Annotated in this window: 28 protein-coding genes; 23 read left to right on the top strand and 5 right to left on the bottom strand. The window is 63.0% G+C overall.

Going from position 1 to position 24,018, the window contains the following annotated elements:
* Window positions 1–77: 77 nt before the first annotated feature.
* Both QM647_RS02025 and QM647_RS02020 read right to left on the bottom strand, forming a co-directional pair.
* On the bottom strand, window positions 78–1,889 hold the full coding sequence (locus QM647_RS02025) for an ABC-F family ATP-binding cassette domain-containing protein (RefSeq protein WP_414993796.1): 1,812 nt from the start codon (window positions 1,887–1,889) through the stop codon (window positions 78–80).
* Window positions 1,890–1,938: 49 nt separating this feature from the next.
* On the bottom strand, window positions 1,939–2,856 hold the full coding sequence (locus tag QM647_RS02020) for a M14 family metallocarboxypeptidase (protein WP_414993795.1): 918 nt from the start codon (window positions 2,854–2,856) through the stop codon (window positions 1,939–1,941).
* 165 nt (window positions 2,857–3,021) lie between these two features.
* Between QM647_RS02020 and QM647_RS02015 the strand changes: the two genes are divergently transcribed.
* Window positions 3,022–4,827, top strand: coding sequence for a beta-L-arabinofuranosidase domain-containing protein (locus QM647_RS02015; RefSeq protein WP_414993794.1), 1,806 nt, complete (start codon window positions 3,022–3,024; stop codon window positions 4,825–4,827).
* Window positions 4,828–5,004: 177 nt separating this feature from the next.
* A complete protein-coding gene (locus tag QM647_RS02010) occupies window positions 5,005–5,361 on the top strand; it encodes an endonuclease domain-containing protein (RefSeq protein ID WP_414993793.1) in 357 nt (118 codons plus the stop codon).
* Here the strand turns inward: QM647_RS02010 and QM647_RS02005 are convergent.
* Window positions 5,289–6,026: a M24 family metallopeptidase gene (locus QM647_RS02005; RefSeq protein ID WP_414993792.1), complete on the bottom strand. Its 738-nt coding sequence runs from the start codon at window positions 6,024–6,026 to the stop codon at window positions 5,289–5,291. The two genes, QM647_RS02010 and QM647_RS02005, sit on opposite strands and share 73 nt — an antisense overlap.
* A 131-nt stretch (window positions 6,027–6,157) precedes the next feature.
* Between QM647_RS02005 and QM647_RS02000 the strand changes: the two genes are divergently transcribed.
* A complete protein-coding gene (locus QM647_RS02000) occupies window positions 6,158–7,729 on the top strand; it encodes a GH39 family glycosyl hydrolase (RefSeq protein ID WP_414993791.1) in 1,572 nt (523 codons plus the stop codon).
* Here the strand turns inward: QM647_RS02000 and QM647_RS01995 are convergent.
* Window positions 7,726–8,661, bottom strand: coding sequence for an AEC family transporter (locus QM647_RS01995; RefSeq protein ID WP_414993790.1), 936 nt, complete (start codon window positions 8,659–8,661; stop codon window positions 7,726–7,728). The two genes, QM647_RS02000 and QM647_RS01995, sit on opposite strands and share 4 nt — an antisense overlap.
* Before the next feature lie 91 nt (window positions 8,662–8,752).
* Here QM647_RS01995 and QM647_RS01990 point away from each other — a divergent pair, with 91 nt between their 5' ends.
* The 8 genes from QM647_RS01990 (at window position 8,753) to QM647_RS01955 (ending at window position 14,004) form a co-directional block, all read left to right on the top strand.
* Window positions 8,753–9,640: a LysR substrate-binding domain-containing protein gene (locus QM647_RS01990; protein ID WP_414993789.1), complete on the top strand. Its 888-nt coding sequence runs from the start codon at window positions 8,753–8,755 to the stop codon at window positions 9,638–9,640.
* 41 nt (window positions 9,641–9,681) lie between these two features.
* Entirely contained in the window at window positions 9,682–10,176 is a 495-nt protein-coding gene (locus tag QM647_RS01985; protein WP_414993788.1) for a YcgN family cysteine cluster protein, read from the top strand.
* Window positions 10,177–10,249: 73 nt separating this feature from the next.
* On the top strand, window positions 10,250–10,420 hold the full coding sequence (locus QM647_RS01980; RefSeq protein WP_414993787.1) for a hypothetical protein: 171 nt from the start codon (window positions 10,250–10,252) through the stop codon (window positions 10,418–10,420).
* 110 nt (window positions 10,421–10,530) lie between these two features.
* The gene (locus QM647_RS01975; RefSeq protein ID WP_414993786.1) at window positions 10,531–10,944 is read left to right on the top strand and encodes a hypothetical protein; all 414 of its coding nucleotides are present in this window, start codon (window positions 10,531–10,533) and stop codon (window positions 10,942–10,944) included.
* Window positions 10,844–12,094, top strand: coding sequence for a DNA-packaging protein (locus tag QM647_RS01970; protein ID WP_414994555.1), 1,251 nt, complete (start codon window positions 10,844–10,846; stop codon window positions 12,092–12,094). Before QM647_RS01975 ends, QM647_RS01970 begins: the two co-directional genes overlap by 101 nt.
* An 87-nt stretch (window positions 12,095–12,181) precedes the next feature.
* Entirely contained in the window at window positions 12,182–13,339 is a 1,158-nt protein-coding gene (locus QM647_RS01965) for a phage portal protein (RefSeq protein WP_414993785.1), read from the top strand.
* A complete protein-coding gene (locus tag QM647_RS01960; RefSeq protein ID WP_414993784.1) occupies window positions 13,336–13,560 on the top strand; it encodes a hypothetical protein in 225 nt (74 codons plus the stop codon). Before QM647_RS01965 ends, QM647_RS01960 begins: the two co-directional genes overlap by 4 nt.
* A gap of 15 nt (window positions 13,561–13,575) precedes the next feature.
* Window positions 13,576–14,004 (top strand): HK97 family phage prohead protease, encoded by a 429-nt coding sequence (locus tag QM647_RS01955; protein ID WP_414993783.1) that lies wholly within the window; start codon window positions 13,576–13,578, stop codon window positions 14,002–14,004.
* On the opposite strand, the gene QM647_RS01950 is transcribed toward QM647_RS01955, so the two are convergent.
* Window positions 13,970–14,350: a hypothetical protein gene (locus QM647_RS01950; RefSeq protein ID WP_414993782.1), complete on the bottom strand. Its 381-nt coding sequence runs from the start codon at window positions 14,348–14,350 to the stop codon at window positions 13,970–13,972. The two genes, QM647_RS01955 and QM647_RS01950, sit on opposite strands and share 35 nt — an antisense overlap.
* A 179-nt stretch (window positions 14,351–14,529) precedes the next feature.
* Here QM647_RS01950 and QM647_RS01945 point away from each other — a divergent pair, with 179 nt between their 5' ends.
* The 12 genes from QM647_RS01945 (at window position 14,530) to QM647_RS01890 (ending at window position 23,944) form a co-directional block, all read left to right on the top strand.
* Window positions 14,530–15,741 carry a phage major capsid protein gene (locus QM647_RS01945; RefSeq protein ID WP_414993781.1) on the top strand — a complete coding sequence of 404 codons (1,212 nt, stop codon included), beginning with the start codon at window positions 14,530–14,532 and terminating at the stop codon, window positions 15,739–15,741.
* Window positions 15,742–15,968: 227 nt separating this feature from the next.
* On the top strand, window positions 15,969–16,238 hold the full coding sequence (locus QM647_RS01940; protein WP_414993780.1) for a head-tail connector protein: 270 nt from the start codon (window positions 15,969–15,971) through the stop codon (window positions 16,236–16,238).
* A complete protein-coding gene (locus QM647_RS01935; protein ID WP_414993779.1) occupies window positions 16,235–16,552 on the top strand; it encodes a hypothetical protein in 318 nt (105 codons plus the stop codon). Before QM647_RS01940 ends, QM647_RS01935 begins: the two co-directional genes overlap by 4 nt.
* The gene (locus QM647_RS01930; protein ID WP_414993778.1) at window positions 16,549–16,950 is read left to right on the top strand and encodes a DUF3168 domain-containing protein; all 402 of its coding nucleotides are present in this window, start codon (window positions 16,549–16,551) and stop codon (window positions 16,948–16,950) included. The genes QM647_RS01935 and QM647_RS01930 overlap by 4 nt, the downstream gene beginning before the upstream one ends.
* Window positions 16,951–17,028: 78 nt before the next feature.
* Window positions 17,029–17,433, top strand: coding sequence for a phage major tail protein, TP901-1 family (locus QM647_RS01925; protein ID WP_414993777.1), 405 nt, complete (start codon window positions 17,029–17,031; stop codon window positions 17,431–17,433).
* Window positions 17,420–17,707 (top strand): gene transfer agent family protein, encoded by a 288-nt coding sequence (locus QM647_RS01920; protein WP_414993776.1) that lies wholly within the window; start codon window positions 17,420–17,422, stop codon window positions 17,705–17,707. The genes QM647_RS01925 and QM647_RS01920 overlap by 14 nt, the downstream gene beginning before the upstream one ends.
* On the top strand, window positions 17,697–17,873 hold the full coding sequence (locus QM647_RS01915; RefSeq protein ID WP_414993775.1) for a rcc01693 family protein: 177 nt from the start codon (window positions 17,697–17,699) through the stop codon (window positions 17,871–17,873). Before QM647_RS01920 ends, QM647_RS01915 begins: the two co-directional genes overlap by 11 nt.
* Complete coding sequence (locus tag QM647_RS01910; RefSeq protein ID WP_414993774.1) at window positions 17,866–18,384, top strand: phage tail tape measure C-terminal domain-containing protein; 519 nt, start codon at window positions 17,866–17,868, stop codon at window positions 18,382–18,384. Before QM647_RS01915 ends, QM647_RS01910 begins: the two co-directional genes overlap by 8 nt.
* Complete coding sequence (locus QM647_RS01905) at window positions 18,381–18,995, top strand: TIGR02217 family protein (RefSeq protein ID WP_414993773.1); 615 nt, start codon at window positions 18,381–18,383, stop codon at window positions 18,993–18,995. Before QM647_RS01910 ends, QM647_RS01905 begins: the two co-directional genes overlap by 4 nt.
* Before the next feature lie 90 nt (window positions 18,996–19,085).
* On the top strand, window positions 19,086–19,763 hold the full coding sequence (locus QM647_RS01900; protein ID WP_414993772.1) for a DUF2163 domain-containing protein: 678 nt from the start codon (window positions 19,086–19,088) through the stop codon (window positions 19,761–19,763).
* A complete protein-coding gene (locus QM647_RS01895; protein ID WP_414993771.1) occupies window positions 19,760–20,257 on the top strand; it encodes an NlpC/P60 family protein in 498 nt (165 codons plus the stop codon). The genes QM647_RS01900 and QM647_RS01895 overlap by 4 nt, the downstream gene beginning before the upstream one ends.
* Window positions 20,258–20,269: 12 nt before the next feature.
* Window positions 20,270–23,944, top strand: coding sequence for a baseplate multidomain protein megatron (locus tag QM647_RS01890; RefSeq protein WP_414994554.1), 3,675 nt, complete (start codon window positions 20,270–20,272; stop codon window positions 23,942–23,944).
* Window positions 23,945–24,018: the final 74 nt, after the last annotated feature.

Here is a 24,018-nt window from a genome sequence, read left to right as displayed (position 1 = left end):
GCCAGCGAGTTTAATTAAGGCCTAATAAGGGTGTGGGAATTCGGACCCTATCCTGCGCGAAACGGATGCACAGGCAGTCAGCCGGCCAGCTGGCTGCGCTTTTCCTCCAGCTCCAGCCACTCCATTTCACCGTTTTCCAGATCGGCGCGTAAAGAGTCCAGCGCCTTCATGGTGGCGTCGAACTTTTTCGGGTCCTTGCTGTAGAGCGACGGATCTTCCAGCACGGTTTCCAGCCGTTTGATCTCGGCGGACCATTTCGGCATCAGCCCGTCGAGATCGTCGAGGCGCTTCTGGTCCTTGTAGCTGAGCTTTTTCGGCGCGGCCTTGACCGGCGCCGGCGCGGGGGACCTGCTCTCGATCTTGGCGGCCTCTTTCTGCGAAATATCGGCGAAAAAATCGGGGTTCTGGCGGATGAAATCCTGCCAGCCGCCCGGGGTTTCGGCGGCCCCGCCGCGGCCATTGAGCGCCAGGGTCGAGGTGGCGAGGCGGTCGATGAAATCGCGGTCGTGGGAGACCAGGATCAGGGTGCCGTCATAATCGGCCAGCATGTCTTCCAGCAGGTCCAGCGTATCCATGTCGAGATCGTTGGTCGGTTCGTCGAGCACCAGCAGGTTGGTGGCGCGGGCCAGGGCCCGGGCCAGCTGCAGGCGGTTGCGCTCACCGCCGGAGAGCGACTTCACTGGCTGGCGCAGTTGCTTTTCGCGGAACAGGAAGTCCTTGGCGTAGGCGGCGACATGGCGCGGCTGACCGCGCACCATGATCGAATCGGAGCCGGAATTGGCCAGCACGTCCCACAGGGTCTCGTCGCCCTTCAGGGCATCGCGGCCCTGGTCGAGATAGGCCACTTCGAGCCCGGTGCCGAGCCTGATATCGCCGCTATCGGCCGGCATTTCGCCAAGCAGCAGTTTGACCAGGGTCGACTTGCCGGCGCCATTGGGGCCGACAATGGCCAGCCGGTCACCGCGCATGATGCGTGTGGTGAAGTTCTTCAGCAGCACCTTGTCGCCGAAGGCTTTCGAGATGGCCTTGACCTCGGCCACCAGCTTGCCGGAAGTGCCGCCGGAATCGATCGACATCTCCATCGGCTTGTTGGTCTGGCTCATGCGGAAGGCGTGTTCGCGGCGCATCTCCTCCAGGCGCGCGGCGCGGCCTTCGTTACGCGTGCGCTGGGCGGTGATCGAGCGGTAGAAGGTGTAGGTTTCGCGCTCGATGGCCTTTTCGAGACGGCGCAAGCTCTCGGCGGTTTCGGCCTCCATCTTGGCCTGCCATTCATCGAAGCCGGTATAGCCGGAATCGCGGCGCAGGATCCGGCGTTCATAGAGCCAGTAGCAGCGCTCGGTGACGCGCTCCAGGAAGGTGCGGTCGTGGGAGACGATCAGGGCAGCGCCGCGGAAGGCGCGCAGGCGGTCTTCCAGGGTTTCGATGGCGAAGATGTCGAGGTGGTTGGTCGGCTCGTCGAGGAAGATCAGGTCGGGTTCTTCGGCAAAGGCCTTGGCGAGCGCGGCGCGGCGCTTTTCGCCGCCGGACATGCCTTGCGTCGGTTTGTGCGGATCGATGCTGAAGGCGTAAAGCTCGGCCTCGGCGGTGTAGCTTTCCGCGCCGCCGGAGGTGGCCCAGTCGAGGATGGTGTCGCCCGTCGGTTCCGGCTCCTGCAGCACGAAGGCATAGCGCACGCCCTGCTGAACATTGCGTTCGCCGGAATCGGGCTCGATCAGCCCGGCCAGCATGCGCATCAGGGTCGATTTTCCGGCGCCGTTGCGGCCGACCAGGCAGGCGCGCACGCCACGTTCGAGGGCGATATCGACGCCATCGAACAGGGGATGCGGGCCGTCCATCAGGCGGACGTCTTTCAGGGCGAGCAGCGGGGCTTTTGCGGGAGCTTTGGACATGAGCGGGGATGTAGGACGCCGGGGGGCAATTTACAAAGGGTTTTTTGGATCAGCCTTGCACCAGAACATAGTCAATCGCCGCGCACACCGCTGCCACCTGGGCGTCATTGCATTCCTTGGGCGAGGCGGTCGGGCTATCGGGATAGACCTCCGTGGTGGTGGTATAGGGCGCGCCGGTGATGCCGGTGCACATGGCGTAGGTTGCGACCGGATATTCGATCACGCCGTGCGCCACGACCGGGCAGCCGATGATATGGCCGCTGGCATCGGGCGGTGCGATATGGGTGACCCTGGCAACGGCGGCGATGATGGCCTGCTGGAATTCCGGCTGCGGATGTTCGCTGTCATCGACCAGATAGAAGCCATCGGGGACGGTATCGGGTATGAAGTCCTTGCCATCGCGCGCCGCCAGGGCCGGGCGGAATTCGCTTTCATCGCTGTCAGTCGTTTCGTGCAGGTCGATGTGCATAAGGAACTGGCCGCGCAAGGGGGCGACCAGTTCGATCAGGGCGGTGGATTCGCGCGCCGGGCCATCGGGGCGGAAATTGCGGTTGGGATCTATCGCGTCATAGTTCCAGCGGTTGATGCGCTCATAGCCCCACGGACTGACGCAGGGGGCCACCAGCAGGTTGATGCGGCCGGCATAGCGGGCGGCCTCGGTTTCGAGGAACTGAAGCGCGCCCATGACGCCGCTGGTCTCATAGCCATGGACGCCGCCGGTTACCAAAGCCACTGGCAGAGCGGGGTTCCAGTTGAGAGAGCGGACTGCGTACAGGGTATAGGTCTCGCCATTGTAATCGAGGGCCCCATAGGCGCTGACATCGAAGCGGTCTGACAGGGATTCGATGCGGGGCAGGACGTCTTCGGTATAGCTGCGCAGGCCTGTACGCTGCCTGCGCCAGGTGTCTCGCTCCGTATCGCCCCATGGCGTTCCGGGCGTTCCGATCGGGTAAAAGGCGGTGGTCATGGCAGTCTCGTGGTCAGGAGGTGTTTACTGAATACTATCCTGCGTGGGAGGAAGAAAAAAATCAAACCGCTTGAGGCGAACAGCCAAATCTGCTTTTGTCTGATTAAATAAAAATGAAATAGCAAAAGAGTTGGGCGGATGGTTTCGGTATCACGACGAGCATTTATGGCGGGCAGCGCAGCGGCGATCTGTGCCTGCGGGTCGGCGCATGGCATGGGCCTCAAGATGACGGGCGCCAGGGTGAGGCCGCCGCTCGATCTGCTGGAACGCGATCAGGTGCAACTGGGCGACGGGCCGTTGCGCGAACAGTTCGACTATCAGCGCAACCTCTTTCTCAATCTCGATGACGACAAGCTGCTGAAACCTTTCCGTCAGCGGGCAGGGCTGCCGGCGCCGGGCGAGGATATGGGCGGCTGGTACGACGACTCGCGCGATTTCTTTGTCGATCCGAACGACTGGAGCAAGGCCAACTGGCATGGGTATATACCGGGCCACAGCTTCGGGCAGTATATCTCCGGCCTGGCGCGCGGTTATGCGGTCACCGGTGATGCGGCGGTGGCGCAGAAGGTGCGTGGGCTGGTCATGGCCTATGCGCCGACCGTGGGGCCGAAGTTCTTCGAGGGCTATTACCTGCCGGCCTATACCTATGACAAGCTGGCCATCGGGTTGATCGACGCCTACCGCTATACCGGGGTGGACGAGGCCAAGGGCGTGCTCGACAAGCTGACGGATTCGGTGCTGCCCTTCCTGCCGGAAAAGGCCCTGACGCGTGAGGAGCGCCGCCAGCGGCCCTATACCAGTGAGGCCGATATCTGGGACGAGCCCTATACCCTGCCGGAGAACCTCTTCCTCGCCTGGCAGCTTGGCATGGGCGAGCGATATCGCGCGATGGCCTTGCAATATATGCAGGATGAGGCGCTGTTCGATCCGCTGGCCAAGGGGATTAGTCCGCTGAAGGGCAAGCACGCCTACAGCCACGTCAATGCGCTCAATTCGGCGATTGAAGCCTACTACGTGACCGGCGAGGCGAAGTATCTGGCGGCGGCGAAAAACGGTTTCGATTTCGTGCTGGCGCAATCCTATGCCACCGGCGGCTGGGGACCGAACGAGGAACTGGTGGCGGCCGACGACAGCGAGACGCTCTACACCATGCTGAGCGAGACGCACCGCTCGTTCGAAACGCCGTGTGGCGCCTACGGTCATTTCAAGGTGGCGCGCCATCTGCTGCAAATCACGAAGGACAGCCGTTATGGCGACAGCATGGAGCGGGTGCTTTACAACACCATTCTCGGCGCCAAACCGACCTTGCCGGACGGCAGCACCTTCTACTATTCCGACTATAACCAGAGCGCGCACAAGTTCTTCCGCGATGAGAAGTGGCCGTGCTGTTCGGGCACCTTTATCCAGCTGACCGCCGATTATGGCACCTCGGCCTATGTGGTGGATGCGCAGGATCTGTACGTCAATCTCTATGTGCCTTCGACCGTTTCAGGCTTGTTCGGTGGCGAGGCGGTGAAGCTTACGCAGGCGACGGCCTATCCGCTGGAAAACACCAGCCGCCTGACGGTGAGCGTGAAGCGCCCGGCGGCGTTCGGGTTGCAACTGCGCATTCCGGTATGGGCTGGTAAAGCCACGCGTGTGACGGTCAATGGTAAGGCGGTAAAGGGCGTGACGGCCGGCCGTTTCCTTGAGGTGCGGCGGACATGGCGAGAGGGCGATGTGGTTGAAATCGCCTTCGATATGGGGATGCGTCTGGAGCCGCTGAATGCCGCGCATCCGGAGATGGTGGCCCTGCTGACCGGACCTCTGGTGCTGATGCCGATTGGCGCGACGGCGGCTTTAACGCGCGATGACTTGCTGGCAGTGAGGCGCGAGGGCGCGGAGAACTGGCGGGTAAAGGCGGCGACGCTGAAGCCATTTATGGCGATCAAGGATGAGACGTATCGGGTTTATACGCGGGTGGTGGCGTAAATAAGAAGATACCCCACCACCACGCCAATAAATTGGCGCGGTCCCCCTCCCCGACAAGCGGGGAGGTACGATAGCGGCGGCATTCTTGATCCTCCCCGCTTGTCGGGGAGGGGGACCGTGAGCGCAGCGAGCGGTGGTGGGGTTTCTTGCTTGTGAAATCTGCGTTATCAATCGCTTATGCCGGATAAATCTGACCGTAAGATCGCGTTGGCGCGGAAATTGCGCAAAACCATGACGGAGCCGGAACGGCTCCTGTGGGCAAGGCTCAAATCACGCGCGCGGGGTGTCGTCTTCAAGCGTCAACAAGCCATTGGACCTTATGTGCTCGATTTCTTCTGCTATCAGGCACAATTGGCAATCGAGGTGGATGGCAACACGCATGACTATGAACGCGATGCCGTCAGGGATGATTATTTCCGCAGGCTGGGCATTGAAACCTATCGGGTTCCGGCAGCGGACGTTTATCGAAATGCCGATGCTGTGGCTGATGGCATCTGGCTGAGAGTCGAAGCGCGGCCGAGCAGGCGTTCATAGAAGCCGCCGAACGTGCCGTCGGGCGAGACCAGATGGATTTCGAGTATCCAGTGGCGGGTCTGGCCATTGGCATCGCGGTCGCGCATCCGCGTGGGGTTTGACGGACGGATATGGTGGTGCTGTTTGGCGCCGGGGATGCGGGCGTGGGGGAATTCCGCCACGATATGTCCGGCGATCTGGCCGCCGAAACGCCAGCCGGCTTTTTCGGCCGATTGACAGGCGAAGGCATATAGTTCCGCGCCGGTTATGTCGTCATGGGCGTCGAAATGGGCTTTCACCAGGTCAAACTGTTCGGGCAGGGCGCGGACGAGCGCATGTTTGATGGGATCGTCGCCGACGGCATAGCTGCGGCCGACATCGGCCTCCCAATCGGCGAAGACGGGGCCGACATCGAGAAAGACCATGTCGTCCGCTTCGATGGTGCGGATGGGCGGGTTGTCGCTGAAATCCGACAGGGTATTGATGCCGGCGCGGACAATGCGTTTGTGCCAGTGCTTTTCGACGCCAAAGTCGCGGGCGGCGAGTGCGAGAATGTCCTTGTCGATTTCGCGCTCGGTGCGGCCGGGCTGGATCAGGCCTGCGGCTTCGATGGCGTCGAGCAGGGCCAGGGCCTTGTCTTCGGCGGCGATCAGGGCGGAAAGGCGTTCGGATTCGTTACGGGTCATAAGGCGCATAACTTCCTTTGTTTGTGCCCGGCGGCAAGTAAAATGGTATTTTGTGATGTGTCTTTAGAGCTTGCGCTTTTCTTTGTTAGCGCTATCAATTGCCATACAAGAACAAATCAAGGGACGAGACCATGGCTCAGGGGATTTCACGACGGGCGCTTTCGGCGCTGATGCTGCTGGGTGCGGCAGTGCCGCCGGCGGCCTTTGCCAAGGGGGCTAAAACCCGTCAGGTGACGCTCGATCTGGCGCAGGCCACGCAGCCGCTCGACCGTTTTTTCGATCTCTGCGTCGGCTCCGATTTTCCTGGGACGCTGATCCGCGACGACAGCCAGGGGCAACTGAAAACCACGGTCGATGAACTGGGCTTCCGCTATATTCGCTTCCACGATATCTTCCACGATGTGCTCGGCACGGTGATAAATTTCGAAAACGCAATCGTCTATGACTGGACGAAGATCGACTATCTTTACGACGCCCTGCTGGCCAAGAAGATCAAGCCGTTTGTCGAGCTGGGTTTCTCGCCGGATGCGCTGAAGACCTCCGAGCAGACCATCTTTTACTGGAAGGGCAATACCTCGCATCCGCGCTTTGATCTGTGGGCGCACCTGATCGACGCTTTTGCCCGCCATATCATCGACCGCTACGGCATTGACGAGGTGCGGACCTGGTTCTTCGAGGTGTGGAACGAGCCCAATCTCGACGGCTTCTTTCAGTATGCCGACCAGCAGGCCTATTTCGCGCTCTATGCCCTGACGGCGCGGACGCTGAAGGCGGTCGATGCCGGTTTGCGCGTTGGCGGACCTTCGACGGCGGGCGCGGCCTGGGTGCCGGAATTTCTGGCTTTTACGCACGCCACCAACGCGCCGGTCGATTTCGTCACCACCCATACCTATGGCGTGCAGGGCGGCTTCCTTGATGAAGAGGGCAAGCAGGACACCAAACTCGATCCGTCACCGGAGGCGATTATCGGCGATATCCGCCGGGTGCGCGCCGAGATCGAGGCCTCGGCCTATCCCGGTCTGCCGCTCTATTTCACCGAATGGAGCACCAGCTATACGCCGCGCGACCTGGTGCACGACAGCTATATTTCCGCGCCCTATATCCTCAGCAAGCTCAAGGCCAGCCAGGGGCTTTTGCAAGGCATGAGCTACTGGGTCTATACCGACCTGTTCGAGGAGCCAGGTCCGCCGCCGACGCCCTTCCACGGCGGCTTCGGTCTGCAGACGCGCGAGGGTATCCGCAAGCCGGCCTGGTTCGCTTACAAGTATCTCCACGCCTTGCAGGGGAAGGCCCTGCCGTCATCCGATGCACAGGTCTGGGCTGCGGCCGATGGCGACAGCGTGGCGGCGGTGGTCTGGGATTTCCAGCAGCCGGTGCAGACCGTCAGCAACAAGCCCTTCTATAGCCGGATCGTGCCCAATGCCCCATCGGCACCCGTGGATATGCGCATGGCAGGATTGAAGCCGGGTGTCTACACGCTGGAAATCCGCCGCACGGGCTTCCGCAGGAACGACGCCTATTCGGCCTATATCGATATGAAGGCGCCGGAGTCCTTGACGCCTGCGCAACTGGCGCAGTTGCAGGCCCTGACGACGGATACGCCGGAGGTGCGCAAGGTGACGGTGGGCGCCAGTGGCAAGGCTGAAGTGAAGCTGCTGATGTCGAGCAATGATGTGGTGCTGGTGACGCTGAAACCGGCTTAAAAAGGCAGGGCCAGCAATACCGACAGGGTGATCAGCGAGGCGATGGTCGAAGCCAGTATGACGCGCGAGGTGATGGTGGCCTCACGGTGATAGAACTCGGCCAGCATGAAGGGGCCGGTGCCGGTCGGCAGGGCGGCCAGGACGACGCACAGTCGCGTGTCCGTCGCCGACAGATGCAGCCAATAGACGCAGGCCAGCCAGGTGAGGGCCGGCTGTGCGATCAGTTTCAGTCCGACCAGCAGGGCGGTTATGCCGTGTGCAGTTTGGCCTTCCGGCTGTTTTTCGGCAAGAAACAGGCCGAGTGCTACGAGGGCGCAAGGGGAAGCGGCGCCGCCCAGCAGTTTGAGGAAACTATCGGCGGGAGCGGGCAGGGCATGGCCTGAGAGCGGCACGATCAGGGCCACGACCGGCGCCACCAGCAGCGGGTTTTTCGCCAATGACAGGGCGACCTTGCCGAGAATATGAAGCGGATGGGCTTCGCCCTGCAAGCCGGCCTCGATCAGGATGATGGCGACGCCGAACAGCACGCAGACGGTCAGGATAGCGGCGATCAGGGTGGGCGTCAGGGCCGAGACGCCGAAGACCGCCGCGGCCAGGGGAAAGCCGATGAAGCCGGTATTGCCATAGGCGGCGTTCAATCCATCGATGGCGGCATCGGCCAGATGGCGTGGCTTTCGCCAACGCAGGGCAATGGTGATCACGAAAACAGCGAAGCAGCCCAATGAGAAGGCGGCGATAAAGCCGGGTTGCCACAGGGTGTGGAACTGGGCGTGAGCCACAATATCGAACAGCAGGGCCGGCAGGGCCAGCCAGACGACGAAACGGTTGAGTTCGCGGGTGGCGTGCGGGCCCAGGACGCCGGTGCGTCGCGCGCCCCAGCCCGCCAGGACGAGGGCAAAGACCGGCAGTATGGTGAGCAGCGGGGTAAACATGGGCGGTTCCAGAGGAGGGGAGCGCGCTGTTTAGGTTGGATTTTCGATACTTTCCAATACTGATTCAAGCATTTTATGATACTTTAAAGGTATGATTGATCTGCGTCATCTGCGTTATTTCATGGCCGTGGCCGAACTGCGCCATTTCGGCCGCGCGGCCGAAAGGCTGCACCTGACCCAGCCGCCGCTGAGCCGTGCCATTGCCGGACTGGAGGCCGATCTGGGGGTTCAGTTGTTCGAGCGGCGGCCGCGTGATCTGGCCCTGACGCCGGCGGGTGAGCAATTGCTGCGCGATAGCCGTCTGGTGCTGGATACGGTCGAGACGGCGAGGCGCAATGCCCGTCTGGCGGCGCTGGGCGAAAGCGGTGAGGTGGTGCTGGGTTTCATGATGCATGCCACCCATACGGTTGTGCCCGATCTGGTGCGCCGGTTCACCGCGCGGTATCCGCACATCCAGCTTGGTTTGCGGGAGACGGTGCCTAACCGGCTGGTGGAGGCGCTGAATGCGGGGCGCATAGATGCGGGCATCCTCTTTCCCGTGGCGCGGGTGGCTGGGCTGGAGACGCGGCGTTTGTTCCGCGACCGGTTGTGTGCCGTTGTTCCGCACGATCATGAACTGGCAGCGCGGCCCATGATCGGCCGCGAGGATCTGCGCGATGCGCCGCTGATCGTGACGCCTGTGGAGACAGCGCCGGCTCTGCGCAATGCGGTGGCGCACTATTGCGGCGAGGCCGGTTTCCTGCCGCGCGTGGCCATGGAGGTGCAGTTGCAGCAGACTATTGTCAGCCTGGTCGCCGAAGGGCTGGGTGTGGGGCTTGTGCCGGAATCGATGCAGAAGCTGCCCATGCCCGGTGTGGTCTATCGGCCGCTCGACGACGCGCCGGTGATCGACCACATCATTGCCTGGAAGACGGATAATCCGAACCTGGCCCTGAAGCGATTCCTCGAAGTGGCAGGCGAAAGTGCGGATTGGGCCTGAAGCCTAGTGCAAAAATGGCAGCGGCGGATTATAAGCGCCGCATGAGGAACAGTGCCGCCCAAAAGCCCTTCTGGGAAACCAAGAACCTTGAACAGATGAATGCGCAGGAATGGGAGAGCCTGTGCGATGGCTGCGGGCTATGCTGCCTGGTGCGCTTCGAGGACGAGGAGACGCTGGAGGTCATACCGACGCGTGTTCACTGCAAGCTCTTCGATTCCGACACATGCGCCTGTTCGAACTATGCGCAGCGCAAGAAGCATGTGCCGGACTGCATCAAGCTGACGCCGCGCAATATTGAGGCGCTGGAATGGATGCCGATGTCCTGCGCCTATCGCCGGCTGCATGAGGGCAAGACCCTGCCGGCCTGGCACCACCTGATCACCGGCGACCGCGAGACGGTGCATCGCGCCGGGGTTTCGGTGCGCGGGCAGACGGTTTCGGAGCTGTCATTGCGTGTTGTGGAAGACGCGCTCGATTTCGCTGCCTGGGACCTGAGCGAAGACCGTTCGGACTGGCCGGCGGAAGATATCGATTGAGTTGCTTTTCATCGACGGAGCTTTTCAATTTAGACGTTGAAATAGTACTGTCCGCAAAAGAGAAAGGCTGATCATGAAAAAGATAGTTTTGCTGCTTGTCGCTGCTTCGGCCCTGAGCCTCAGCGCCTGCGCCACCGATGGATGGGATCACCACGGCCGCGATCGTCACCACGATCAGGGTCGGGATCATGACAACGATCATGACCACGGCCATGACAATAATAACGATCAGGATCATCACTAAGCTCGCCATCGGGCAGGGTGAAACTCAGAAAATTAAGCCGTCTCGCGGAAGCGGGGCGGCTTTTTTGCGCAAAAAATCCCCGCAAGGTGTGGCCGCGGTAGATTGAGCGCATGGAACGCAAACATGACGATCTGGCGCAAAGGAAACTGGCCCTGAAGCTGAGGCTGGCGGTTCAGGTCGAAAAGCTGGTGACCGATATCGAAGCGCTGACCGAGCCGAAAACGCCGCTGGAAGCCGAGCGCATGGCCAAGGCGCTGAAGGCGGCAGATGCCGCCATTGAGCAGATTTTCAAGGGCGCTGAGGATTCGGATGAAGATACTGAGGAAGAAGAGATGAATGACGATTGGACTGGCCGGGATTGGCGCGCAGAACTGGAACGCAAACTTCATCGCCTCGCTGACGCACGCAGAGATCACGGCCTGGGTGGCGAGCCTGCCGGACGGACCGAGGCCGCCGGACGAAGTGACGCGGTGGGGGTTCTGGGCGAACGAACATCAGAAGGCCCCGCCGGGGGATTGGCATAGCTGGCTGTTTCTCGGCGGACGCGGCGCCGGGAAGACGCGCGCCGGGGCGGAATGGCTGGCGGCTCTGGCCGGGCGTGGGGTTCGCTGCGCCCTGATCGGGCCGAGCCTGCACGATGTGCGCGAGGTGATGATCGAGGGGCCTTCGGGACTGAAGACTATCGCATCAAGAGGCAATCGGCCGCGTTACGAGGTCTCGCGCCGGCGGTTGCGCTGGCCCAATGGCGGGGTGGCCTATGCTTTTTCCGCCGAAGATCCGGAGAGTTTGCGCGGGCCGCAGTTTCATTACGCCTGGGCGGATGAATTCTGCGCCTGGCGGCATCCGGCGGAGACCCTGGCCATGTTGCGCATGGGATTGCGGCTGGGGAATGCGCCGCGGCTGTGTTTGACCACGACGCCCAAGCCGATCACGGCGCTGCGGACCCTGATGAAGGAGAGCAGCGTGGCGGTGACGCGGGCGACGACGAAGGACAATGCCGAAAACCTGGCGCCGGCCTTTCTGGAAGGTCTGCGCGGGCTTTATGGCGGCACACGGCTGGCGGCGCAGGAACTGGAAGGGCTGGTGGTCGATGACGACAACCGCGCCCTGTGGCGGGCCGATGATCTGGGGCGCTGTTATGGAGCGCGGCCGGAGCGGTTTGAAGAGGTGGTGGTGGCGGTCGATCCGTCGGCCTCAAGTCACGGCGATGCCTGCGGGATCGTGGTGGCCGGCCGCCTGGGTGAGCGGGGATATGTGCTCGAAGACGCGACCGTCAATGGCCAGTCACCGCTCGGCTGGGCGCAGGTCGTGGCCGCCGTGGTGGCGGAACATGGGGCGCATCGGGTGGTGGCCGAGGCCAACCAAGGCGGGGAGATGGTGCGGTCTCTGCTGGCCATGTCCGGCTGCGATGTGCCGATCGAACTGGTGCATGCGCGGTCCGGCAAGCGGACGCGGGCGGAGCCGGTGGCGGCGCTCTATGAGCAGGGAAGGGTGAGTCATTGTCCTATGGGACGGCGACGGTTTGCGGAGCTGGATGAGGAACTGATGGCGCTGGGCAGTGGGGAATTGGGGAAGAGTCCGGCCAAAAGCCCGGACAGGGCCGACGCGTTGGTCTGGGCCTTGTCGACCCTGCTGGTGAATGGGCGGGCGGAGCCGAGATTGCGGCGGGTTTAGGGAAGCAAGAAACCCCACCACCACGCCGCAAGAGCGGCGCGGTCCCCCTCCCCGACAAGCGGGGAGGTACAAGAAAGCGGGAATTTGATGTTTGAGAAATTGAGCGGCCTTTTCAGGCGCGAGCAGAAACAGAGTGCGGCGGGGGCGGTGGTGGCCATGACCCTGGTGGGGCGGCCGGTGTGGACGCCGCGCAATTATCAGGCGCTGGTCAGTGAGGGCTTTGCGAAGAATGCCATTGCCTATCGTTGCGTCAGGATGATCGCAGAGGCCTGTGCGTCGGTGCCGCTGCGGGTGGAGTTTGAGGGGCGACGCGCGCCGGATCATCCGCTGCAAAGGCTGATCGACCGGCCCAATCCGGAGCAGGGCGGGGCAGATCTGCGCGAGGCGCTCTATGGCGGTTTGCAGACGGCGGGCAATGCCTATGTCGAGGCGGCGTTTCTGGATCAGGAAGTGCCAGGCGAACTGTGGAGCCTGCGGCCTGACCGTATGAAGGTGGTGGCGGGGGCGGGTGGCTGGCCGGAGGCCTATGAATACAGTACCGGCAGCGGCAAGGCGCGCATCGGTCGTGATGGTGAGGGCTGGCTGAAGGTGCTGCATCTGAAATTATGGCATCCGCTCGATGACTGGTATGGTTTGTCGCCTTTGGAAGCTGCGGCGTTTTCGATCGATGTGCATAATGCCTCCGGGGCCTGGAACAAGGCGCTGCTCGATAATGCGGCGCGGCCTTCGGGGGCGTTGGTCTATGGTTCGAAGGCCTCCGAGCGGCTGACCGAGGATCAGTTTGCGCGGTTGAAAGAGCAACTGGCTGATACCTATTCCGGCCAGGACAATGCCGGGCGGCCGCTGTTGCTGGAAGGCGGGCTCGACTGGAAGCCGATGTCACTGACGCCGGCCGATATGGACTTCATTCAGGGCAAAAACGCGGCGGCGCGCGAGATCGCTTTGGCGTTTGGCGTACCGGCGCAATTGCTCGGCATTCCGGGCGATAATTCCTACGCCAATTACAGGGAGGCCAATGCCGCCTTCTGGCGCAATGCGGTGCTGCCGCTGGCCGAGAAGACGACACGGAGTTTGAGCGCCTGGCTGGCGGTCAGGTTTCCGGGGACGCGGATCGTCAACGATATCGAGGCGCTGCCGGCGCTTTCCGCGGAGCGCGATGCACTGTGGGCCAGGCTGGAGGCGGCGAGTTTCCTGAGCGATGCGGAGCGCCGGCATCTGGCGGGTTTGAGTGAGGTGGCGCCATGATTTTTTGGCAGGCGGTGCCCGTCGCGGCCGTGGTGACAGTAGTGATCCAGACGGCGTTTGTACTGCTGTGGGTTGGCCGGGCCGGGGCGCGGCTCGACATGATGGAGCAGAGGCTGGAGCAGCAGGCGGGCGTCAATGAACGCTTGGCGCGGCTGGAGGAACAGGCCTTTGCGCAGCGCGCCACGCTCGACCGGATCGAGACCAAGCTGGCCAAATTCTAGAAAAGGCGAGTATTCATGACGCTCTATATCGAAGGCTATGCGTCGCGCTTTGGCCTGCGCGACCTGAATGACGATGTGGTGGTGGCTGGCGCCTTTCGCGATACCCTGCTGAATACCGGGGTGAAAGGTGTGCGGATGCTTTACCAGCATCAGGTCAGGTCACCGGTGGGGGTATGGGACGAACTGCGCGAGGATGCTATCGGGCTCTATGTGCGCGGGCGGATACTGGACCTGAATGCCGAGGCGCGGATGGTCGGGTCGCTGGTGAAGGCCGGCGTGGTCGATGGGTTGAGTATCGGTTTTCGCGCGGTGAAGAGCCGCAAGGATAGTGGCAGTCTGCGGGTGCTGACGGTGGTGGAACTGTGGGAAATCTCCATCGTCACCTTCCCGATGCTGCCGAGTGCCAGGATCACGGCGATGGCGGAAGCGGCTCAAGCCGCATGAACGTCAGGGTGGTCAGATCGCGTGTTTTCAGATCGACTGTGTTGCCCTGGCTGTCGCTATATTGAAAGCCCTCCAGGCAATCGGGATAGCCGTCTTCGAACCACAGGATAAAGCCCATGAGCATGCCGGCGCCCATGTCGTTCATATAGGCGTTCGGGCCGTTCAGTTGCCGGTCCGGCATCTGCAAGGCCGATATGTGGCGGTCGACCGAAAACGAGGTGTAGAAGCCATGCCCGGTATTTTCGCGCTCGGTGATTTGGGCGGTGTCGAGCAAGGCGCCGAGTGCCGCATGGCCGCTGCTGATGGCGGTCAGCACAGCGATTTCGAGTGAAGTGAAGCCGGTCATTATCGCCAGCCTAGCATATCGAAATCCGTAAGCAAGAAACCCCACCATCCCCCTTCGCCAAGGCTTCGTGGGACAAGCCATTCACATACGGCTTGCCACCCGTAGCTTTAGCGAAAGGTACCCCCCTCCCCGGCAAGCGGGGAGGTACGAGAGACTGTGTTTTCAACTGGAGAAAATGGATGAAAGAAGTGAAACAGGCCGCGGCCTCGCCGGAGGTGCGTGCGGCCCTGCATGAGGTGCTGGCCAATTTCGAGGCCTTCAAGGCCGCCAATGACGAGCGCCTCAGCGCCATCGAGACCAAGCGTGGCGACGGCCTGCTGGAAGACAAGCTGGAGCGTATCGAAAGTGCGCTGCAATCGGCCGAGGGGCGTCTTCAGCGCCTGATGAGCCAGAAGTCGCGGCCTGCGATCGAGGAAGGCCGTCTGGCCCAGCCCGATGAAGCCAAGGCCGCCTGGGAGGGCTACATGCGTTCTGGACGCATGGCGATCGAGCTGAAGGCGGGCATTTCGTCGTCCAGCGGTTCGGGTGTGCTGGCGCCGACCGAGACGGAGACCTTTATCGACCGTCGCCTGGCTCAGGTGTCGCCCTTCCGTTCGCTGGCGACCGTGCGTCAGGTCGGGGCGGCGACCTTCAGGAAGCCGGTCACGACGGCCTCAGTCACCTCCGGCTGGGTGGCGGAAACGGCGTCGCGGCCGGAAACCAATCCGGCGACGCTCGACCTGATCACTTTCGCGGCCGGCGACCTCTATGCCTCGCCATCGGCCACCCAGGATCTGCTGGACGACGCCTATATCAATCTCGACGAATGGCTGGCCTCCGAGATCGAGGACAGCTTCGCCGCCCAGGAAACCACGGCCTTTGTCAGCGGTGACGGTTCGGGCAAGCCGAAGGGCTTTTTGAGCTACACCACGGCGGCCAATGCCTCGGCCACCTGGGGGCAGATCGGCTATGTCGCCACGGGGGCTGCCAGCGATTTCGCCACCAGCAACCCGACCGACGCGCTGATCGACCTGATCTATGCCCCGAAGGCGCAATATCGCCCCGGCGCCAGCTTCGTCATGAACCGCCGCACGGCCGCGAAGATCCGCAAGTTCAAGGATGCCGACGGCAACTATATCTGGCAGCCGGCCATGACCGCGGGCAGCCTGCCGCTGCTGCTCGGCTATCCGGTGCAGGAGATCGAGGACATGCCGGATGTGGCCGCCAATGCCTATGCGGTGGCGTTTGGGGACTTCGCCAAGGGGTATCTGATCGTCGATCGTGCCGGTATCTCGGTGCTGCGCGATCCCTATTCGGCCAAGCCCTATGTGCTGTTCTACACCACCAAGCGTGTCGGTGGCGGGGTGCAGAATTTTGATGCCATAAAGCTGCTCAAAGTGGCCGCGTCGTAGCCGGTCTCGCTGGGGTGGGCTGCAAATCCTTATCTCGCTGCGATACGGTGCTCACGTACTCAAGTACGCTCCGCTCCGTTTCTCACGAGCTAATGATTTTCGCCTCATCCCAGCGGCCCGGCTCTCAACGCGGGGCCGCTGGGATGAACGACTTTCTGGCAAATAATCCCCGCTTTGGCCGGTGGGTTTAGAGTGGTCGCCAGATCAATAATTTCAAGGAAAATCAAATGGCTGATCCTGTCTCGCTGGACGAGGCCAAGCTCTTTCTGCGCGTGTCGCATGACGCCGAGGACATCCTGATCGCCACCCTGATCGCGGCGGCACAGGTGCGGCTGGAAGGCGAAGTCGGCGTCGCCCTCGATGAGGCTTCGCCGGCGCCGCTGCGGCTTTGCCTGCTGTACCTGGTGGCGCAGGCCTACCAGGATCGCGGCGAAAGCGTAACCGACCTGACTAGCCTCGATGCCTGGCTTTCGCCCTATCGCGAGGTGAGGCTGTGAGGATTTCTGACTTGCAGACGCCGGCGCGGCTCTATGCCGTGACCGAAAGCGAAAGTCTCTACGGCGGCCGGTCGTTTTCGCTGGCACCGGGGATGACGGTCTGGGGTGATTTCCAGCCCGATACGCCGGAGGTGGAAAGTATGGCGGAAGGTGATGCCTTTGTGGTGCAGGGCGCGGATTTTATCTGTCGCTCGGCGGCGGGTCTGGCGCGTGGCGGGCGGCTCAGTCTCAAGGGTTTCGACTGGACGATCATCAGCTTGGATGAGGGCGCGGATGGCTATGTCCGCGCGCGGCTGGAGAGGATTCACGTATGAGCGCGTTTCTGGATTTGCAGGCAGGTCTGCTGGCGTATCTGCGTGGGCAGGCCTCCCTTGCCGTCTGGCTGGGGACTCCCGTGCGGGTCTATGATCAGGCCCCGGCGGAAGTTGTTTACCCCTATGTCAGCTTCGGGCGCGTGTCGGCGCAATCGATTGGCGGTGTCGAGGCCGATGTGACCGAGCAGGCGCTGAACCTGATCTGCGTGTCGCGTTTCGGGGGTTCGGAAGAGGCCAAGGCGATTGCGGCGGAATTGCGGGTTTTGCTCGATGGGGCAGAGCTGGATGTGGCCGGGCTGGTCAGTCTGCGGGTGACCTATATCGATGTGTTTCGCTCGGCGGATCAGCGGACGACCTATGCGCTGGTGCGGCTGAGAGCGGTGACTGAGGCGGGTTAGGCAGGCCTCCTCCGTCACGGACAAGCCGTGACACCTCCCCCGCTGCGCAGGGGAGGAGGAAATGAAAAGGAGATATTTATGGCTGTGCAAAAGGGCAGGGATATGCTGCTCAAGATTTCCGATGGCGAGGCGTTTGTGACCGTGGCGGGACTGCGGGCGCGGACCGTTTCGCTCAATGCCAAGACGGTGGATGTCACCGATTCCGGCTCGGGGGGCTGGCGGGAGCTGCTGGCCGGGGCCGGGGTGCGCTCGCTGTCGGTTTCGGGCGCCGGTGTCTTCCGCGATGCCGCGTCCGATGCCCTGATGCGTGAGGTGTTCTTTGCGCAAGCGCAATCCGACTGGCAACTGATCGTGCCGGATTTCGGCGTGTTTGAGGGACCTTTCCTGATCGCTGCGCTGGAATATGCCGGTCAGCATGATGGCGAGGCCAGTTTCGCCCTGACCCTGGCCTCGGCAGGGGAGGTCGGCTTTGCCGCAATCTAGGCTTTTGGCCAATTCGGCGAGGGGGGAAGTGCTGGTGGCGCTGGGGGGCGCGGAAGTGCGTCTTTGCGTGACGCTTGGGGCACTGGCGGCGCTGGAAGGTCATTTCCAGGTTTCCGGATTTGAGGGTTTGGCCGAGCGATTGAAAGGCCTGGGCGCGGCGGATCTGACGGTCGTTTTGCGGGCTCTGGCCATGGATGATCTGCCGGAAGGGATCGGTCTTGCCGAGGCCATTCGCGCCGTGGTGCGGGCCTTCGAGGCGATGAATGCGAACTGACTGGGCTGCGCTGTTTCGCCATGGGGTTTTGGGTTTGCGGCTGGCGCCGGAAGCTTTCTGGCGGTTGAGCTGGCGGGAGTGGCAGATGTTGAATGCGGCGCCGGAAGTGGCGGTTTTGAGGCGGCAGACTTTGGAGGATTTGATGCGGGCGTTTCCGGATGAGTGATATGTTTGGTGGTCAGGCCGGTGAGGCGGAAGGGCGTCTGAAGGCGCTGGAGGCTTCAGCCTCCGAGGCTGCCGACGCCATAGATCAGGCCTTTTCGAAGGCGGGAGAAAGCCTGTCGCGGTCGTTGGCGCGGGCGGCTTCGGACGGCAAGATCAGTCTGAAGGAACTGGCCTCGGCCGTGCTTTCGGCGGTCAATTCGGCATCGGGGACATCGTCTTCTTCGGGCGGATTGGCGAGTGTGTTGTCTGAGGTGTTTTCGGCAGTGAGTTCGTCGTTTTCTGGCGCGCGGGCGGACGGTGGCTTTGTTGGAGCGGGAGGCAGTTATTTGGTCGGTGAACGCGGACCAGAAGTCTTCACGCCGTCGGTTTCCGGGAACGTAGGCAGTGGCAACCAGGCCTCCAGCGTCAATGTGACCGTGATGGTGTCGGGCGGGACGCAAAGCCTGGTCAGGTCGGAGGCGCAGGTAGCGACGGCCTTGCAACGGGCGGCGCGCATGGGGGTGAGGGGATGAGTGGATTTCATGAGGTGCGGTTTCCGGCGCGCCTGGCCTTTGGGTCGGGTTCGGGGATCGAGCGCAAGACGGAGATCGTGTCGCTCGCCTCCGGTTATGAGCGGCGGATCAGCCCGTGGGCGGTGGGGCGCCGTCGCTATCTGATCGGGGCGGGTGTCAGGTCGCTGGTCGATACGGCGGAACTGCTCGGTTTCTTCGAGGCGCGGGAGGGGCGGCTCTACGGTTTCCGCTTCAAGGATTTCGCCGATTTCAGGAGCTGCGCAATCAATGCGACACCGGCGGCGACGGATCAGGCCATCGGCACAGGGGATGGCGCGATGGCGGCGTTTCAGCTGGTGAAAGCTTACGGTGGTGTTGTGCGTGATATCGCCAAGCCGGTCAGCGGCACGGTGCGCGTGGCGGTCGATGGCGTCGAGGTGAGCGGGTTTACCGTCGATGAGACCACGGGCGTGGTGACGCTGGCTGAGGCGCCTGCGGCGGGCAGGGCGGTCACGGCCGGGTTCGAATTCGATACGCCGGTGCGCTTCGATTCCGAACAGATCGAACTGACCCTGGAAGGTGTTGATGCCGGGCGGCTGACGGCGGTGTCGCTTATCGAGATACGGGTTTGAGGAAGTAAGACACCCCACCACCCCGCGCCAGGAGGCGCGCGGTCCCCGGCACCGGCCCCCCGACAAGCGGGGAGGTACAAGAGGTGATTTATGCGGACAATTTCTGATTCTATGACCTCTGCCCTGGCGCAGGGGGCGGCGAAGTTTTGCCATGTCTGGCTGATCGAGCGCAGCGATGGCGTGACGCTCGGTTTTACCGATCATGACCGGGCATTGCGTTTTTTGGGTGTGGATTGTCAGGCGCAATCGGGCCTGACCGCGGGGGCGGCCAACGTCGATATTGGCGAGGCGGGCAGTGTGGCGGTCTCCGGCGTGATTTCGTCAGATGCGATCGGCGCGGAGGATATCGTCGCCGGGCTTTATGATGCGGCGACATTGCGGGTCTACACAGTCGACTGGTCGGCGCCTTCGGAATATCTGCTGACCGGGGCAGGTACACTGGCGCGGCTGGAGTGCCGCGGCGGGGTGGCGGAAGGCGGGTCGTTCATCGCCCATGTCGAGGGACCGGCGGCGCAGCTCGATCGGGTGATCGGAAGGCGGTTCGGCTTTCTGTGCGATGCGGCCCTGGGCGATGCGCGCTGCGGGCTGACCGGGACCCTGCCGGCGGCAACCTGCGACAAGCGCTACAGCACCTGCCTGAATATATTCGACAATGTGCTTAATTTTCGCGGTTTCCCCGATCTGCCGGGTGAGGACTTCCTAACGATCTATCCGCGTAGCGGTGAGGTGATGGATGGGACATCGCGGCAGCAGAGCGCCGGCAGATGATTATCACTGAAGCGCGGTCATGGATCGGCACGCCCTATCAACATCAGGCCAGCCTGAAGGGCGTGGGGTGCGACTGTATCGGCCTGGTGCGCGGGGTCTGGCGGGCGGTGTGCGGCGATGAGCCTTGTGTCCTGCCGGCCTATAGTCCGGATTGGGCCGAGGTGGGCGGGGAAGATCGGTTGGTGGCGGGATTGGGCGCGCATTTCGAGGCGGTGGCTGAGGCACGGCCGGGGGATGTTCTGGCGTTTCGCATCCGGCCGGGAACGGTGGCCAAGCATGTGGCGATTTTGAGCGCCGGGGAGGGTGTCGATGATCCGCGGGCGAAGATCATTCACGCCTATTGGGGACATGCCGTGGTCGAGAGCTGGCTCGGGCCATTTTGGAAGAGGGCGGTGGTAGGGGCGTTCCGGTTTCCGGAAGTGGCCCCCTCCGGCCGGACTACGCCGGCCACCTCCCCCGCTACGCAGGGGAGGAGACATTGGGAAAGGATTTGAGATTTGGCGCAGGTGGTATTGAGTGCGGTGGGGACGGCCCTGGGCGGGCCGGTCGGCGGATGGATCGGCGCGCAGCTCGGTTCGGCCATCGACCGGACCGCGTTGAACAGCCTGTCGCCGACGCGGCAGGTGGGCTCGCGCCTGAGCGGTCTGCAATTGACCCAGAGTGCGCAGGGCGATCCGGTGAAGCAGGTCTATGGCAAGGCGCGCGTCTCCGGCACCCTGATCTGGGCGGCGCGGCTCAAGGAAAACCGTTCGACCACGCGCGCCAGCAAGACCTCCGGCAAGACGGAAAGCTACAGCTATACGCTGTCCCTGGCCGTGGCCCTGAGTGAGGGGCCCATCGACGGTATCGGGCGTATCTGGGCGGACGGGCAGTTACTCGATCAGTCGGTGGTCAGTTACCGGCTCTATCGCGGCGAGGAAACGCAGGTTCCTGACTCGCTGATCGAGGCCGTGGAGGGGACAGCGCCGGCCTATCGCGGCATGGCCTATCTGGTGTTCGAAGACCTGGACATCACCCAGTTCGGCAATCGTCCGCCCAGTTTGTCGGTCGAGGTGTTTCGCCGCCCGACAGGGGATTTTGTCGATCTGGAAAGCCTGATCGAAGGCGTTTGCCTGATCCCCGGAGCGGGCGAATTCATCTACGCGACCGAGCCGAATGCGGTTTTGAGCGGCATGACGAAGGCCAGTTACGAGACCCAGCATACCGGGGACGGACGCACCGATTTCATGGTCTCGCTCGATCAGCTGCAGGCGCAATTGCCCAATGTGAAGACCGTCAATCTGGTGGTGAGCTGGTTCGGCACCAGTCTCGATGCGGCCACCTGCACGATCCGGCCGGGCGTCGAGGTCAGCGACAAGCGCACCACGCCGCTGAGCTGGGCAGTGGATGGAATCACGCGCGCCGAGGCCTATGTCGTCAGCCAGCAAGACGGCCGTCCGGCCTATGGCGGTACGCCCGCCGATGCGGTGGTGATCGCGGCGATAACCGAGCTGAAGGCGCGCGGCTACGCGGTGACGCTGATCCCGTTTATCCTGATGGATTGCGACGGTTATCCCTGGCGCGGGCGGATCACTTCGGCGGTGGATATGACGGTGGGCGCGGCCACGGCGGTCAGCGCCTTCATGGATGGCGAATGGGGCTTCCGGCGCTTCGTGAAGCACTGCGCCGATCTGGGCGCGCAGGCGGGCGGGGTGGATGGCCTTGTGCTTGGCTCGGAATTGCGCGGGCTGACGACCCTGCGCAGCGCCAGCAATACCTATCCGATGGTAACGGCCCTGCGCGGGCTGGCGGCGGAGGTGCGCGCCATTCTGCCGGACGCGCAGATCGGCTATGGCGCCGACTGGTCGGAATATTTCGGTCATCAGCCGGGGGATGGCACGGGCCATGTCAGCTTCCATCTCGATCCGCTGTGGGCCGATGAAAACATCGATTTTGTCGGCATCGACTGGTACGCGCCCCTGACCGACTGGCGCGACGGTGACGATCATCTCGACCGCACGCTGGCGGCTACGATCTATGACGACGCCTATCTGCAAGGGCGGATCACGGCGGGCGAGGGTTTCGACTGGTATTATGCGAGCGAGGCCGACCGCGAGGCGCAGGTGCGTTTGCTAATCAGCGATGGCGCCTATGGCGAGCCGTGGATCTATCGACCGAAGGATATCGTTTCCTGGTGGTCGAACGCCCATCACGACCGGCCCGGTGGCGTGCGCTCGGAGACGGCGACCGCCTGGGTGCCGCAATCCAAACCGATCCGTTTTATCGAGATCGGCTGTGGCGCCATCGACAAGGGACCGAATGCGCCCAATCTCTTTCTCGATCCGAAAAGCACGGAAAGCGCTATGCCGCCGTTTTCGAATGGCGACCGCGACGACCGGGCGCAGCGCGCCTGCCTGACGGCCTATATGCAGCATTATGCGGCGCATAATCCGCTGTCGACGATCTATGGCGGGCCGATGCTGGCGGATATGTCGGTGTGGGCTTACGATGCGCGGCCCTATCCGTATTTTCCGCAACGCGACGATGTGTGGGGCGATACGGCCAACTGGCGCACCGGCCACTGGCTGAACGGCCGGATGGGGGCGGGTGAGGCGAAGAACCTGATCGCCGATATCGCGGTGCAGGCGGGCATAGGCCTGGACAAGCTCGATCTCGACGAGGTGACGGGGACAATTGACGGCTATGTCATCGAACAGCCGATGTCGGCGGCCGATGCCCTGTCGCCGGTGCTGACCTATCTGGGCTTAAGCGTGGCCGAGCGCGGCGAAGGGCTCAAACTGATCGGTTCGGCGCATGGCGTCGATACGACGCTGATCACAGGCGACCTGGCCTATAATGACCAGAGTCCGGTCCTGACCCGGCGTGATCTGGTCGAGCCGCCGGCCAGCCTTACCCTGCGCTGTTACGATATCGACCGCGATTACCAGTTGCTGTCGGTGACGGTGCGCGGCGATGCGGCCGGGGCGTCGCAGAGCTCGGTGGATTTGCCGCTGACATTGAGCGCCTCCCAGGCCATGGACTATGCCGGCTACGCGCTGCGGGCGGCGCAGGCTATCAGCCAGACCCTGACGCTCGATGTCGATCCGCTGCGCCTGCTCGAACTGGAAACCGGCGACGGCGTGGCCTTCGGGGGCGTTGATTACCGCCTGAGCCAGGTCGATCAGGGCGAGACGCCGACCGTGACCCTGGCGTCGGTACCGGAGGCGCGCAGTTTTATCGGCGCCGATCCCTCGGAAGCCAGCTCGGTCAATGGCGTGGTAGCGGGGTCGATTATCACCAGCTTCCGTCTGCTCGAACTGCCCTGTTTCGGCACGGATGAGCAGAATGCGCGGCCGGTGCTGGTGCCCTCCGCCGATCCGTGGGCCGGGGCGGACGTCTATGCCGGGGCGAGTGCTGCGTCCTTGCGCCAGCGCGGGCGGATCAGCGAGGCGGCCTCGGTCGGACGCATGTTGACGGCCCTGCCGGTGCAGCGGAGGCATTATCTGCACGCGGGGGCGTCGTTCGATATCTATCTCGAGGGCGCAGGCCCGGTCAGCCGCAGCCTGGAAGAGGTGCTGGCGGGGGAGAACTGTCTGTGCGTTCAGGCGGATAATGGCGAGTGGGAAATTCTCCAGTACCTGACGGCGACGGCTCTGGGCGTCGACCAGTATCGCCTGAGCGGGCTGATCCGCGGGCAGTGGGGCACCGAGCAGGCCCTGCTGGCCGGAATGAGCGTCGAGGCGGAGGTGGTGATCCTGCCGGCCGGGTTTGTGCGGGCCGACATGGCGCTAGATGAACTGGGCCTGTCGCGCCTGTGGCGCACGGGGCGGACCGGCTTCGGAGGGGCGGCGGCGGATGCGCTGGATGTGACGACGGCGTGGAGCGGACTGGGTTTGCGGCCGCGCGCGCCGGTTTTCGGGCGGGTGTCGGGCGATACGGTCAGCTGGCTGAGGTCGCCGCGTTATGGCGGGGATAGCTGGGAGGCCGAGCCGCCGCTATGCGAGGACTACGAGCTGTATCGTGTGCAGGTGTTCGATGGGGAGGTGATGGTGCGGGAGGTTGAGGTGTCGGCGACGGAGTGGACCTATGCCGAGCGGTCGGCGGATTTTCCGGGCGGGCCTGGGGCGGATGCGCGGGTGGAAATTGCGCAGAAGTCGCAGGTCTATGGCTATGGGCCGGTGTTGAGCTTGGCTCTGGGGTAGGGGCATATAAACTCCGTGTAAACTCCGTGCAGGTGTTTATTTGCCTGAAATGTTACGATGACTTAGTATTGATC

This window comes from Asticcacaulis sp., from assembly GCF_047605585.1.
In the GTDB taxonomy this organism is placed as follows: domain Bacteria; phylum Pseudomonadota; class Alphaproteobacteria; order Caulobacterales; family Caulobacteraceae; genus Asticcacaulis.
Note: the sequence above shows the minus strand (reverse complement) of the source record. Positions and strands in the feature narration are given on the sequence as shown.